The organism is Macrococcus capreoli (assembly GCF_025628935.1).
GTDB classification, from domain to species: domain Bacteria; phylum Bacillota; class Bacilli; order Staphylococcales; family Staphylococcaceae; genus Macrococcoides; species Macrococcoides capreoli.
In genome coordinates, this window is sequence record NZ_JAOTIS010000006.1 from 1 (window position 1) to 14,894 (window position 14,894).

Annotated in this window: 14 protein-coding genes; 2 read left to right on the forward strand and 12 right to left on the reverse strand. The window is 34.8% G+C overall.

Translation table 11 applies throughout. From position 1 onward, the window contains the following. Window positions 1–147: 147 nt before the first annotated feature. The 12 genes from OCL94_RS13215 to OCL94_RS05610 form a co-directional block, all read right to left on the reverse strand. Window positions 148–456 carry a hypothetical protein gene (locus OCL94_RS13215; protein ID WP_317618544.1) on the reverse strand — a complete coding sequence of 103 codons (309 nt, stop codon included), beginning with the start codon at window positions 454–456 and terminating at the stop codon, window positions 148–150. Further along, window positions 449–1,123, reverse strand: a complete 675-nt coding sequence (locus tag OCL94_RS05560; RefSeq protein ID WP_262995427.1) for a DUF5081 family protein — start codon at window positions 1,121–1,123, stop codon at window positions 449–451. Before OCL94_RS05560 ends, OCL94_RS13215 begins: the two co-directional genes overlap by 8 nt. Continuing rightward, window positions 1,120–1,455, reverse strand: a complete 336-nt coding sequence (locus OCL94_RS05565; RefSeq protein ID WP_262995429.1) for a hypothetical protein — start codon at window positions 1,453–1,455, stop codon at window positions 1,120–1,122. Before OCL94_RS05565 ends, OCL94_RS05560 begins: the two co-directional genes overlap by 4 nt. An 11-nt stretch (window positions 1,456–1,466) precedes the next feature. Beyond that, window positions 1,467–1,865, reverse strand: coding sequence for a protein esaC (locus tag OCL94_RS05570; protein WP_262995431.1), 399 nt, complete (start codon window positions 1,863–1,865; stop codon window positions 1,467–1,469). A 20-nt stretch (window positions 1,866–1,885) separates the two neighbouring features. Then, window positions 1,886–6,292 carry a type VII secretion protein EssC gene (gene essC, locus OCL94_RS05575; protein WP_262995433.1) on the reverse strand — a complete coding sequence of 1,469 codons (4,407 nt, stop codon included), beginning with the start codon at window positions 6,290–6,292 and terminating at the stop codon, window positions 1,886–1,888. A 9-nt stretch (window positions 6,293–6,301) separates the two neighbouring features. Continuing rightward, a complete protein-coding gene (gene essB, locus OCL94_RS05580; protein ID WP_262995435.1) occupies window positions 6,302–7,678 on the reverse strand; it encodes a type VII secretion protein EssB in 1,377 nt (458 codons plus the stop codon). Then, the gene (locus OCL94_RS05585; protein ID WP_262995437.1) at window positions 7,656–7,934 is read right to left on the reverse strand and encodes a hypothetical protein; all 279 of its coding nucleotides are present in this window, start codon (window positions 7,932–7,934) and stop codon (window positions 7,656–7,658) included. The genes essB and OCL94_RS05585 overlap by 23 nt, the downstream gene beginning before the upstream one ends. Further along, window positions 7,918–8,322: a type VII secretion EssA family protein gene (locus OCL94_RS05590; RefSeq protein ID WP_262995439.1), complete on the reverse strand. Its 405-nt coding sequence runs from the start codon at window positions 8,320–8,322 to the stop codon at window positions 7,918–7,920. The genes OCL94_RS05585 and OCL94_RS05590 overlap by 17 nt, the downstream gene beginning before the upstream one ends. A gap of 1 nt (window position 8,323) precedes the next feature. Beyond that, window positions 8,324–11,602: a type VII secretion protein EsaA gene (esaA, locus tag OCL94_RS05595; RefSeq protein WP_262995441.1), complete on the reverse strand. Its 3,279-nt coding sequence runs from the start codon at window positions 11,600–11,602 to the stop codon at window positions 8,324–8,326. Window positions 11,603–11,704: 102 nt separating this feature from the next. Then, on the reverse strand, window positions 11,705–12,001 hold the full coding sequence (locus OCL94_RS05600) for a WXG100 family type VII secretion target (RefSeq protein ID WP_262995443.1): 297 nt from the start codon (window positions 11,999–12,001) through the stop codon (window positions 11,705–11,707). A gap of 583 nt (window positions 12,002–12,584) precedes the next feature. Continuing rightward, window positions 12,585–13,259: an alpha/beta hydrolase family protein gene (locus OCL94_RS05605; RefSeq protein ID WP_262995445.1), complete on the reverse strand. Its 675-nt coding sequence runs from the start codon at window positions 13,257–13,259 to the stop codon at window positions 12,585–12,587. 106 nt (window positions 13,260–13,365) lie between these two features. Further along, on the reverse strand, window positions 13,366–13,809 hold the full coding sequence (locus OCL94_RS05610; protein WP_262995447.1) for an NUDIX domain-containing protein: 444 nt from the start codon (window positions 13,807–13,809) through the stop codon (window positions 13,366–13,368). A gap of 60 nt (window positions 13,810–13,869) precedes the next feature. Here OCL94_RS05610 and OCL94_RS05615 point away from each other — a divergent pair, with 60 nt between their 5' ends. Together OCL94_RS05615 and yidD are read left to right on the forward strand one after the other, a co-directional pair. Further along, complete coding sequence (locus tag OCL94_RS05615) at window positions 13,870–14,646, forward strand: hypothetical protein (RefSeq protein ID WP_262995449.1); 777 nt, start codon at window positions 13,870–13,872, stop codon at window positions 14,644–14,646. A gap of 2 nt (window positions 14,647–14,648) precedes the next feature. Then, complete coding sequence (yidD, locus tag OCL94_RS05620; RefSeq protein ID WP_262995451.1) at window positions 14,649–14,876, forward strand: membrane protein insertion efficiency factor YidD; 228 nt, start codon at window positions 14,649–14,651, stop codon at window positions 14,874–14,876. The last annotated feature ends 18 nt before the right edge of the window (window positions 14,877–14,894 follow it).

Consider the following 14,894-nt stretch of genomic DNA (forward strand, 5'->3'; position numbering starts at 1 on the left):
ATGAAGCAATTGCCTGTTTCGCATTACTTACTGCCTCATCAATACGCTCAAAATCACTCGCAGATACGGCTTCTCCTACACTTTCCATAATGCGATGTTCTGACTGATAGTCACTTGTTCTGTAATGAATTGAACGCATATTATCAACTACCCTTCTATATTATTAACTAACTTAGCAAATTCATTTCCCCAATGCTGATCTGCTTCTGCAAATTCTCTTGCCGAAAATGCAACACCTTCTGAAATCAATCCAAATTTTCCATTTAAGTTATTCAAATTAGCTAATACCGCTCCATATGCACCCATACTTTTCTCGGATTTTAAACTCTGGTAGTACGGATTATTTACAACTTTTTCTAAATAATTCATACTTTCAGCGTATTTCTCGTCAATCGCTTGCAACTTTGTAATAATTTGAAATAATTCTGCTGGATCAACTGTTACTTTGTTAGCCATTTGCAACACCTACTTCTTTATTAAATCCTAAACTTTCAAATAACATAGAAATGATTAAAGAACTATGAATATTATAAGTTTGCTTTTTATCAGGATAGTACATGAATAACAATCCATACTGTTCGTATATTTGATATATACTATGTTGCTGCTTTGCATCAACACTAATTATTTCAAGTTCCATAGCATTTGTTATCGTGTTAACACCAGCGTTGTCAATAATTGCTAATGCTTCATCATCAATTGTTCTAAAAATAAAATCGTTTGATGATTCTTCTCTCATTAAAAATGGATATTGATCTAAAATTGAAGACCATACTGCCGCCCTATCAACAATCCTAATTTGAAATTTATTTTCATCAAATCTACTTAATAAGAAGTACCTATTTTCGATTGATATTGACGGACTGAAATGAATATCACCGAATCTAATGTTATATGGATGTTTACAATATTCTTTTAATTGATGTGCGATTTTTATACCACTTTCAGTTAATTCAAGGCTACCTGAAAGTAATTCTTTTGATAATAATGCTATTTTAGCTTCTTCATAATTTTGAGGTGGTGCAATTTCGAAATGAATTAATGGAATATCAGAGTTGCTCAATAATTTTAATTCTTCATACGTAAAGTAATCTTCTCTATCAAAAGTAAATTGAGTACTCATATATTCACCTCCTTTAATTTAGAAGTAATACTTAAATTATCATATTCAGATAAATTATCTTTTAATGATTTTATCGCATTAACATGTTCATCCATCGCGGGAGATATCATATTTTGAAACGTAGTTGCTGTTTTTAGAATATCAACAACCTTATTTTTAAATTCTCCCTCCCATGACGATCCTTCTATAAAACTTGTAAGTTCATTTGCCATTTTTAATGCATCATCAAATGCTACTTTGGCTGCTTCAGCATCCCTTAAAGCTGTGTTTATTTCATCTTCTAAAGCTTTTATCCCTTCGAATGTTGCAGTACAAACTTCCATTTCATGCATGTAAATCACTCCTATCCAAAGATTTTATTTTGATAGTAATCTCTTCTTTCTTCAGCAGAATTAATACATGTATCGATATTTTTTTTCGCTTCAATTGATTTATCAGTAAGATCATTTAATTTTCTCATTAACATTTGTTTTTTCTCTATATAAATGATATTTGGATTTTTAGTCTTTATAGTAACCGTATCATTGCCAGCAATACTTTTTGCAGATTCCATTTTTTGAATGGCAGTTTCTATTTTTTGTTTTTCATTTTCTAATTCACTAACAAGCAGTGCATATTGAGCAGCTTTTCTTCCATACTCCATTCGTTCTGCAATTTCAGATGCAATTTCAGATGCATGCTTTTTTATTTCTTTCGCATCTTTGTATCTAGCCTTAACAAACCTCTCAATTTCTTCAAACATAATTATCACCTCAATCTTTATTATTCAAACCATCTCATTTTATGATATGTGCTGTTATGAATGTAATATGCTTCTAATTCTTTTAAATTTGGTTCTCCAGTTAAATATCCAAAATTCATAACTTGTTGATCTGTTATTCGTATACCAAGTATCATTTGGCTAATTGATTTTTTAGCAATATCAAACTGATTATCATATGAATCAATTGCTGTTTTATGATTACCAGTTAACAGTAGTGACACACCAACTCTATGTCCTGATGTTAATATATTAGTTAATTCATTTTCAGTTAATCCTGTTTTTTGAATAAATGCTTTAAAGTCGTTGATAATATATACAGATTTCTTAGAAGATATTTTATTAACTTTAGTATTTTCAATTTCTGTTAATAACACTTCTTTCATCGTATTAAATCCATCTGCATCATTAAAATATAAGTTTACTTTTTCTTTATAGATTGCATATTCACCATTAAAGTCAGCAATTATAAATGAATAGTTTTGATTTAAATAATCTATTTCTCTTAATATCGAAAGTGCAATATGAGAAGTCTCATTAGGTTTTTCACTGGTTATAGCCGCATGCTGATTTAGGTTTATTGTAACTACACTAACATTATTATATTCAAGACCGATTGGTATCTGTCCTTTAGCTAATAATTCATCAAAGCGATACACATGAGCATTTTCTTTATAATCCATTGTTTCAGGCATCATTGGTACTTTGTTTGGTAGATTATTGTGCCAATTATTATGCATATTTGATACTTCTTCTTTTATATTTTCATTTAATGTCGCTATATTCTGATATGGCAATGGAATTTGGAAATATGTTTTATTTGTATCATTAATAATTGTACGTCCAATTATTTCAGAAGTTTCAATCTTCATTGTACCTAATACATTGCTTAGTTCTGATTTATCGAATAAATGTAATGCTAATTTCGTTTTAATATTTGTTAAAATTTGCATTTTTAATGCATTTGCTCTTGTTGCTGTTGAAATTAAATGCATATTTAATGCGAGTCCTTCTCTCGTAATTTTTGTAAGTAAATTTTCAAACGCTTCTTGAATAGGGGTTTCTTTAATACCGTCATAATTATCAATAAAAATTAATATATTAGGTATTATGTTTTTAGAACTTTTCTCATAATCATTTATTGAAACGACTCTATGTTTGCTTAGTATCTGTTTTCTTTCGTGTAATACTTCACCTAAAATCCTTATAACTTTTGTTATTTTTTCTTGTTGATCTATAGTAAAGTAATCCGCCACATGCGGGAAATCTACCATCGGCATTAATCCATTCGTCCCAAAATCAAATAAATACATATGTACTTGATCAGGTTGATGATGCCTTGCTAAATACGTGATGACGTTATGCAGAAACGTCGTTCTTCCATAACCCGGACTACCAATCAATGCAATATGACCCGTCTCTTGAACATGCTGAATCAGTACGCCCTGCATCTGCTCTTCCGGTACATCTTTAAACCCAAACAATATTTCTACCGGCTTACGTTCACTCGACCATAACGCTTTAAAGTCCGTCTCCACTAAATCACTTTGATAAATCACTTCAGGCAGCGGCGGTAACCACGGCGAAGGCACTTTCTCAATCCTCATCGCTTCATGCACTTCCTTAACTTCCTCTATCACCGCTTCCAGTTCCGTCTTCGTCTCAACAACCTTCACTTCTTCTAAACCACTCAAATCCTGTGTCACGTTCTCATACTGCCCGTAATGATTTATCTCATACAACGTCTTATCAATCGTCTTTCCACTATCATCCGGTGCATAATTCGCACCACTCCACGCCGATTGAAACAACTCATAAATCTCATTATTTCCAACCTGCAAGTACGCTCTCCCAGGCAACGTAATATCTGCAGCATCCGGCGTCTTCAATATTTCATTCGAATCCTGCTTATCCTGCACTTTCAACGCTAATTTAAATTTCGAGTTCGACCATATTTGGTCATTCACAACCCCAGAAGGTTTCTGCGTTGCAAGAATTAAATGAATCCCAAGTGAACGTCCAATACGTGCTGTTGACACAAGTTCTTTCATAAAGTCAGGCTGCTCTTGTTTCAGCTCAGCAAACTCATCTGAAATAAGGAATAAATGCGGCATTGGTTCTAGCTGCTTCCCGTCTTCAAGGAGCTTATGGTACTGATTTATATGATTCACTTCATTCTCATTAAACAAACGTTGTCTTTTCTTAAGTTCTGCTTTAATACTCGTCAATGCACGCATACTACTTGCACCATCTAAGTTTGTAATCGTTCCAACTAAGTGTGGTAAATCTTTGAATAAATTTGCCATCCCCCCACCTTTATAGTCGATCAGTAAGAATGCAACTTCATGCGGATGGAAATTCACTGCTAATGATAAGATGTATGATTGTATAATCTCTGATTTACCTGAACCTGTCGTCCCTGCAACTAATCCATGTGGGCCATGTGCTTTCTCATGCAGGTTCAAATGGACGATATCGTCTTTCCCTCTCACACCTATCGGTACAGCCATCGTCTTATACGTCTGGTTCGTTTCCCATCTTTGTTGTATGTTCAAGTCTTTCGTATATTTCGTTTTGTACAACTGCATGAAACTAATCGTTTCTGGTATCGTATTCTTCAAACTTTCAACATGATTAATATTCGCAAGCTTACGATATAAATATTCTTTATTGATCGTATCTTCCACAATCGCCGGTCGAATGGTCTGTCTTACTAATTCTTCATTATGAATCAATAACTCGGCATGACTTTCTGTCTTCATATCAATTACTGTTACGACGTGCTCTGGTAACGTTTCATATACATCGTCAACAAAGATTAGTGATATACCGTAAACTGTTAAATCCATATTCACGTATTCTAATATGACGTGGTCACTCAGTAACGTCATATCTGAAATCACCATGATATAATGCGGTAGAAATTGAATACTTTCTCTTCCTTGTTCTCTTTGCTGCTGCATTCTATCTTTAATAATGCTATAGAATGACGTCAACACTTGATCTCTCGTACGTTTATCATGCACTAGTCCACGTGTATGAATCGCATTGATATGACAATGTTTCAACCAACGCATACTGCTCAGCGTTTCATACTCATGTGTCTTCATGCAGAATAGAAACTGCACATCATGATAACTATGGAATGTTGCAATTTCCAGTACCATATGTTCAATATGCTTAAAGATGTAATGGCGATTCCCGATATAGCCAATCGGCCCTTCCATCAGTGAAATCGTTACTGGTACATCATCGATTGTTGCATATAAATCATGTAACTGATTCGCCTGCTCGACAAGCGGGTCAATCTCTTTCACGAAATCATCTTTGCGATATTCTATATCAAAGCTCGAAGCGATTTCCCCAGTCCCGATTTGATAATGAAGAAAGTCATGATGTTTACGCGTCTTTTCAAAGATTCTCACTGAATACTCTGAAATGATTTCTTTAATTTTATTCATATCCGGAAAGTGGTATTTCAATGCCATGCGTTGTGCATTCGCCAGCACATATAACTGACGTGTCTTATCAACTAAATATTGTTTATATGCTCTTTCACGTTCTATCGAATCATTTCGAAATTTATTCTTATCAGCAATATATTGCGAAATACTCATGATGATCGTTACGATACTCATCCCAATCATCATAATGATATAAATCCCTGTCGGTCTGAACATAAAGACAATCACCGTTAATATAATCATCACGAGTGGTGGAATAATCATTCGCCATAACCCACTCGTTGAGCGTCCTGGTTTCGCAGGTACTTTTTCGATCACAACTTTATCTGTCGGTTCACGATGTATAATTCTTGGCTTTCTGCGATATGTATTCGCATCGGATAACATTTGTGATTCTGCTGCATTTAATTGTGTATTGATTGCATTCTCTGAATAAATTTCAATTTGCTGTGCTTTCATAATGAACAACGTATGATCAATATAGATTTCATCGCCATCGTGAATCGTCACGGGAGATTGCATTCGCTTATAATTCACAAATATCGGTGTATCACTCCATAATTGATACGTATCACCAAGTTGTTCTAGTAATAATTGATGTTGAAACTGTTGTATTTGTATATCGCTCGTATTACATTGACTGATTTCGAGGAATGGCTGATTCATTTCAAATATGTCAGCCGCTTTAAATATCGCCATATCATAATCATTGATTTGGGTCGTTGCGTCGGTGATGTGTACGTTATTGATATAAAGTGTTAATGCTTCATGGTCTTCAAGTGATGCTTCTCGTGTTACTCCCTGAGTTGCTTCAGGGAATGTATGCTCAATTTGTGCTGTTGACTTTAATTGAACCGGTAACTGCTGATTGATCGCATAATCACCTGGTTCACTCATATTTAAACCGTATAATTGTCCGTCTTTCGTTGCTCTTATTCTGATCAATGCCATCACCTACTTGCTTTTTTCTTCAGACTTTTTCGTATCTTTTACTTTTGATTGTGCCGCTTCTTTATTCTTCTCAGCCTCTTCAGCTGCTTTTTCTTGATTTTCTTTTTCTTTCTTCGCTTCTTCTTCCGCTTCTTTTTCCTTTGATAGAATCGTGTCTAATTTTTCCTGGTACGGTTTCAGCTGTTCATCACGCTTCTCTCGATTCATATCTTCAGTCTTGATATCATTGATAATATTCATCAATGCGAGCTTCTGCATATCGTTACTCCCGATCACTTCAGAAAGGTTCAATGCTGTTTCATAATCGGTATGACTCATTTTGTACCAGTACTCTAATATATCTTTACGTGCATTGACAGATACCATATTTTTAATTTGTTGTATTTGTGAGTCTTCCAAACCTTGCTCATTCACATTTAAATAACTATCTGCATAAACAAATAGTTCATTTTTAGATAATGCGCCTGCGTCAATATCTTTATACGTATCAATGACTTTACTATAATGATGATTCTGATAATGTTGATACCCTTCAATAATGCTTTGCTTTATCTTTTCCGTATGAAGCATCGTATAAACTAACCAGGCGCCAAGCACAATCGCTAATGCTGTACTGATTATCGTTCCATATTTAAATAGATTAAATTGCTGCTTCGGATAATATCGGTATTGTTGGTCGAAACGTGCTTTCTCTTCAAGATAATGCGCCTTTAATACTTCACTTAATTCAGCAACGCTCGTTTGTGCATTAATTTGAGCTAAGAACGGGCTGAGTTTCGTTTCAGGTAGTACGCCTTCCTGTAACGCTTCAAATTGAATTGAAGGTTCAAATACATGCGTAATAATTGCTTTATATGCTTTAAGGAAATCTTGCTCTGTCAGTTTTGTCGGTGGAATTTTATTTTGAATGCCGCGTTGCTTTATTTTAGGGATACCGTCTTTAGAAAAATAAAGTTGATCTGGATGTAAAATAAATGTATAACGCGTCTTTATCATTTGAAATAACGAGGATATATTCAGTAAATAACGCATTTGTTCGATACGTTCAAACTGAGTAATATTGGAAAACGGGATATCACCTGGTTGCAGTGTATACGAAACTTCATATTGATCTGCATGAGAAATAAGCGTTGCATCCAGGAGGTGTTGGTGTGGTTTAACGAGTAAATTTAAATCTATTGCTGATGCATTAATTGCATCGCTCTTAGGAATGAACGTTGTTAATGTATCAAATTGTTCAGTTGGATGTGTATTTATTGCTTTAAATTCAGCTTTGTTATGATTTTCATTTGTTTCGGTTGATTGTTTTTTTGGATTTCTTTGATTTGATTGTTTTTTTTGGTTTGTTTGTTTTGTCTTAAAACGTTGTTGAAATTTCATATGCATCACCTTTCTCTTTCAATAAGATGAGTAAATCACCATTGCTCACGACACTTTGTGTCACTATATCATCGGCCGTAATAATAAATGCTTTATTCACGTTCTTAAATACGGGATACTGTACTGTTTGCTCAAGATGAAATGACGTACAGATTAAATGATATAAGTCTTTAAATGTAATGTGTTCTGGTATTGAAATATCGTACTTACGTTGAGCATGTTGAAATTGCAACGTAATATCAATATGATTTTTCATAACGACTCCTTTTCGTAATTTGATGCAATATGTATAGTGCAAAACAAATAAAAATAACAATGACACCCCAGGTTAATACTGGGGAGTCATCTTCTGCTATGCTGTTCGTCGGTCTTGAGACGAAAGATTCCTGCTTTGTAAATAATTTAGCTTTCGATTGACGCAAATCTTCACTTTCTTTGTCATCAAAGAGCGATGTTCTAAGCTGTTCAGTTTGTTTTGCCTGCTTTTTGTCCAGATGCTGTTGATTTGAAATCGTCTGATCATTAAATAATTCAACACCATACTGGTTTATATTAATTTGCTGACGTTGATGTTGCGTAACACCTTGATCGATATCAAGCTGTAATGATGCATACATCATTACAGAAAATAAAGTTGCAATCATTTTAAATCATCACCTGGTTCTTAAATTGTTTACGCACGACATTGAGTGCTGTAAATATGATAGCGACCGCAATAAGCATTGTAACTGTTAATGCGATACTCAATTCTCCTGATAAATAGTTAAAGAACATTCTATCAACGTAACTTAACGGTGAATACGCTGTATTCAGTAAACCGGATTTAAATTGTGATAATCCTTCTATAGATAATAAATAGAATGACAATATGATAAGCGATAATAACATACCGATTGAACGTAATTGACGTAACAAGAACGTATTAAATACTGTAAAGGTTATCGCTGTTATTGTAATTAACGCAATAAACACCATCATATGTTCTGTAATACCGAGTTGTTGAATCGCAATGCAACTTGCGACAGCAGATAATATTAATCCTGCGATTAACGTAATGGCTGTCATAACGAGATTATGTTTGAGCGGTGTCATGACTTTATATTTATTGTTAAATAACTGCGTGATATGATTCGTATCTTCATATGACTGTAAGCAATATGCAATCAGTAAAGAGAAGAGATAAATAAACAATACGATATAAATCGGTCCGTCAAATTTCTTTTCTGTCGGTATTTCATTTTTCACCTGATCTAACACCGTCTTGTCTAAAGGCATGCCGATAAAGTGCTTTAACGCTTCATTCGGTTGACCATTTCGTTCTGCATTCTCAAAAGATTTCGTGAAATTATTTTTAAATGTTTCTTCTGACTTTAAGTTTTGTTCCATCACTTGATTGAGATGCGTCGCTTTTTCACTTAACTGCTTCCCTTTTGACTCAATATCGTTTGAAGCATGCTTTAACGATGACAACTGGTGTTCGATTTCTGAACTTACCGTTCTTGATTGTTCACTTTGGTCAAGTAACTGTAGTGAGTCTTGCATTAAATGGTTAATATCTTCACTTAAAGAAAGTGTAACATTCGTTTCATCTTCTGACTTATCCAGGTCAATGGCTAGCGGCTCTGCATCACTTTGATTGAGTTTCTCCTCCATTGTTTGACCGAGTGTTGCTAATTGCTCCTGACTATCTGCGCGACCATTCTGTGCTTTCAAATAATCATCTAATATGCGCTGTTTCTCTTCTTTCAAAGCATCGACCGATTGATTTAATACGTCCTGCTGTTGATTGAACTGTTCAATTTGTCCATTAATCGGACCGTAAATTTCATCCGTTAATAACTGTACAAATAAATCGATATTCTCTGCTTCCGGATTAACTGACGTATTGCTTGGTGATAATTGATTATAAATATTAAATAATTCATTAAATGCCGTAAAATCTGTAAATCCACTTTGAGTACCACTTTGTGCTGTTTGTCCTAATAATACATGCTCATTAAATTCATAATAATAATGGTCATTCTGAGTTGTTGCTGGTTGTGCATCGTTTTGTTTAACCACTTGTATCACTTTAATGTTGCCGTCATTAAGTTTTTCCATCGTCATTTGTTTCACTGCATTTTTGCGTGATGCATTTGCGCCATTCGGTTGTTCCGATGTAGGTACGGCAGGTGTTTGCTGTTCAGTTGTTGCAGGTCGTTCTGATGATGGTGTCGTTTGTGGTGCTTTCGTTGCCGGTTCAGTTGTAACGGCTTCATGCGTTGCGGGTTCCCCTGTTGCTTGTTCCGTCGTTTGGTGATCTACAGGTTGTTCTGTCGTCGGTTGTGCTTCAGTCGTGCCTTTTGTTTGCTTGCCTTCAATGATGAAACGATGATTACTCTCTTTCGCATTACGGTTCTGAGGTATCATTTCACCTTCAATTGTTAACACAGCATTTGCAGGTACTTGTCCTAATGTAACTAGTCCTTCATTTAGATTACCGATCGTTGAACCATTTAAAGTGACTGAGCCGTTATAAGAGAATTTTGGATCCAGTTGCATCGTTAACTGACCACTTTGCATTGCGTTTAACACTTTCGTAATCTTAACTGGAATCGCTTTTGACGTATCCGTTGTATCATTACCAATTGACGTTAAATCAGTATCACCGTATGTATACTGATAATCTGGATGTGACTGCTGGAAATCTTGTGATTGATGGATCGCACTAATCAGTGCATTTTTCACATCATCCGGTAAGTGCGACGCCGATACATTATCAATGTTATGTGTCGGTAATGTATTGATGGCTTTCACGATACTCTCTTCTACTTTTAATTTCAGTTCGTCCTGTTTTAACTTCTCGTTCGCGACAATGTCATCTAACACTTTATTTTTGTTGTTGTCCATCGCAGCAAGTGCTTCTCGTACTTTATCTTCATATTTTTGTTTCGTCTGTTCATCCATTGTAAGCGGCTCATGTTTCGTATTTGTTGCAATCCCCTCGAAAAAGCGATCAAGCTGTTCATTAAACTGAACATCGGGCATTACTGTATCATCCGGATTAACTTTTGACTGTGTAATAATACTTTGCAGGTCGTTCATTAGCGTTGCGTTGTTTTGCTGGTGACTTGTCAGCGCTTCTTTTAATACGTTTGATTGTTCCTGCTGCTTTCTTGCATCTAACGCAATTACCGATTGAACTTTCTCATCGATTGGCGTTGTATTAATACCTAACAACTTCGCTCTAAAGTTATTCTGAACATTACTCATTTCGCTATTCCACGTTGAAATTATTGAATTAGATTGTTGTGAAAATGCACCATAATCTATAAAGTTCGTACCAAACTCTGCAATAGGTACTAACAATTGATGATTAAACGTTTGTTGTAACGATTGATGATTATCATATGTTTTTTCGATATTCTTTTGCGCATTCATCATATTTTGAATCACGCTACCGAAATAGATTTTGATTAATTTATTGTTATAAGCACTTGCTGTATCACTCGTAAATTTTTCGAGTTGTAATGCCAGCTGCTTATTATTTTCAGTATTATATTTAAAACTTAAATTTAACTTTTTAGGATTTTTAGTTGAAAATGAAGTTGCATTATTACTAAAGTCATCCGGAATTAATATCATCACCTGATATAATCCTTCTTTAAGCCCATCTAATGCGCTCGCACGATTCACAATTTCTGCATGCTCATTTTTCTGTACAACTTCTTTGGCGAAATCTTCACCAAAAGCAAGTGTTGTGTCGCCTTGTTTCACCGGAATATCTTCATTGACGATTGCGATATGTATATCTTTATTCTGCTTTGTTATTTCTTTTTTATTCGGTTCCCACTGTGTTTTGTTATGATGCCATATAAAATATGCACCACATAAAATGATAATTAATGTCACTATTGAAAAGATTAGTGCTATTTTTCTATTCATACATACTCGACCGCCCTATTTTAGTTAAGAAGTTTACACTGCATCCGATATTCGGACACAATTAAATGAAAGCCATGCACAAAAATGCATGGCTAAACAACTTTAGTTTAAACCAAAGTTTTGAGATAATTGTTGATCTGTTTCTGCAACAGCATCAGCTGTTTTGTTTAACTGTTGGTTAATATCATGAAGCAGTTGGCTAAAGTTTTCTACTTTCGGCTTTAACTGATTGAACTGCTCGTCAAATTTCTGGAACGCAGTCCCTTCCCACATAGAAGCAATTTCACCTTGTAAAGATGTTAATTGGCTTAAAATGTCGGAAATTTGTTCGCCACTTCTTCCATAAGTTTGAGCTTGACTCTTTAACTGTTCCGGTGTCATGGTAATTCTGCCTGTCATAATAATCCCTCCAAGTTATCAATTTTTTGTATCCTTTAGATGCATCAAGAGTCAATTTTTAACTCAACAACTTAATACTTAAAGGTACATTAATATTTTACCATTTTGATTTTTTAAAATAAAGACTACCAAAAACCCTTTAATTACCACAAATAAAAACGCCTTAATCCCTTGTGTTTCAAGGGGTTAAGGCGTTTGTTTTGCATTATTTTGTAAAACGTGGATTTAATTTTATTATATCAATATAATTTAACTAAACTTAAATTCGGTTTCTGAAATTACCGATTTTGTAACAAATTACACTAAATATCACTGATTTTGCAACTTTTTTGTTTTATTCACTTTACAATTATTAAGAAATTTTTTGAAATGTAAATAAATTGTTAACAACACAGGTGACATGAAATTTCTTGAAAAAAATTTTAATTTTTTAAGTTTTCCTGTCAACCGTTGATAATAAAGGCGTTACACAATATTTAATGTGAAAAATCGATAAAATAGTAAATTATATTTCCAAAATAATCCGGAATTATTTTCACTCATATCTGTACTAATGTTCAGTTTGTTGAGATTTAATCTTACACTATTTATTTCTCTCCACTTCACATTCAAGCATAAACCGATGAATTTCTTGTAATATTCTATCAAGTGCGTTCGGTTGAAAGACGTGTGCTTCTCCTTCAATAATATGCAGTTCATGGTGCACCTTTAAAGTTTCAAGCTGCTCATCCAGTAACATCGCGTGTTTCACGCCAACATTCTTATCGAGTGTACCGTGTATGATCATAACCGGTGGTGCTTCAGATGTAATATGTTGTATAGCCTCCCGCTTATCATATGCGGCTTTATCTGTAATGGGATCACCGACAAGCTTATGCAGCAAGCCACGCAAATCCGGTCGTTCTTCGTACATATAGTATATACTCGATACACCTGCCCAGAAGACGAATGATGTAACAGGTGCCTGTTCAAAAGTAAGCAGGCCTTGCAATCCCCCACGGGAAAAGCCTATTAAATGAATCGGGATATCCGGATACATATCGTTCAGTAAACGGATTAAGTACACAACATCTGCCTGATCACGTCCACCGAACTCATCCTGACCATTGCCTTCATACCCTCTATAGTAAGGTGCTATAACGAGTGTCTCTTCAAATGCAAATTGCAATAAACGTTCTGTTCTGATTTGCCCGACATTCCCTTTTCCGCCTCTTAAATACATCACAATGCGCTTCACTTCTGTTGACTCAGACGGCATATACATCAACGCTTTTACTTTTAATGTGTCAGATGGATAAGTCACTTTGTAAAATTTTTTACCTGTAATTTCATCGATAAAACCATGTTTGTTAATAAAAATAAGATCACCTTCCTAACAGATTCACAATATGTAATATACACGGGTCTTTTAATAACCGACTTTTGTCTTGCTCAGCAATATCATCCAGTGAAGCGACAATACACGGCCCGTTCGTTTCATAATAATCTTGTTGGGTCGTTAAATGTTCAAGTTCTACTTGAAAGACGTCCTTTTCAAATGGATGTTCACACATCACGGTATACGCGCCTATATAACGATATGATTTCGCCAGTCCACCGATTTCTTCTAGCAACTCCCGATGCATTGCTTCAATCGTTGATTCATTGGCTTCTACTTTGCCACCAGGAAATTCATACCCGCGTTGTTTATGCTGCGTTAAGACGTAGTTGTTGTTGTATGTCGTAATCATGAGCACATGTTTAGCGTCGGGTTGCGCTTTATGTAAGTTTAATATCACTTCATGCTGTTCTAAGTCGATGAATCTCATTTAGCTATTCTCCTTATATGTGATAAACTAGTCTCATAAAATAAAATTTACGAGGCATTTATGAATAAAAGATATGTATTAATACTCATTTTAACATTATTACTTAGCGCGTGTTCACAACAAAAGACCGTTCAACCGTTGACGAAAGATGAAATGATCCAGAAGATGCAACAATCGGTTAAAGCAATCGATAGCATCACTATAGCTGCGCAAAGCGATGTGACAGTCACTTACGATAAATTCACAACGAAGTTTACTCAGGATACAGATTCGCAGTTTGATACGATTAATAAAAGTGCATTACGCATCATCGCTGATTCTAACAATACGAAATATCCTGTGCAATCCATTATCTTTAATATGGATAAAGGGAATGTAACAGCATATCCTGAACCGTATTATTTAAATTATCGTGCACGCAATGCGGATATTCAGTACTTCTCAACGATGCAATCTAATTTAGTTAATTTAACAGGAATTATTCAGAATGTCGTTAAGAAAGAAGTCGATCATATTAAACTATCGGACGACACGTTGCATTACGACGGCTCAAGTGAATCACTAAAGTATTTATTTGACTACGGTAGTGATTGCTCAAGTATGAATCAAATCGCAATAATGAATGATTTAACCGATATTAAAGTGACGCAAGGTTCATTTGAAATCACGCTGTCTCCTGTACATAAGTTACCGAAATCATTAAACTTTGAGTTGAAAGTCGACGCTAAAATTAAAAACAAACCCGTTCATTTCATTATGAAACAATCGACACAATTTAAAGACTTCAACAAAACGAACGTCAAGTCTTATAAAGAGAAAGAAATTGAAGGTGAATAAAGATGAAACATATATTAATCGCATGTATTAAATTTTACAGAAATTATATCTCGCCGATGACACCACCAACTTGCCGCTTCCAGCCAACGTGTTCTCAATACGGCCTGGAAGCGATTGAGAAACACGGCGCTATTAAAGGCAGTTATTTAACGATTGTCAGAATATTGAAGTGTCATCCATTCCATCCAGGTGGTTATGACCCTGTTCCAGATAAAAAGAAAAAATCATAATATTGTTGCGTCGTTTAT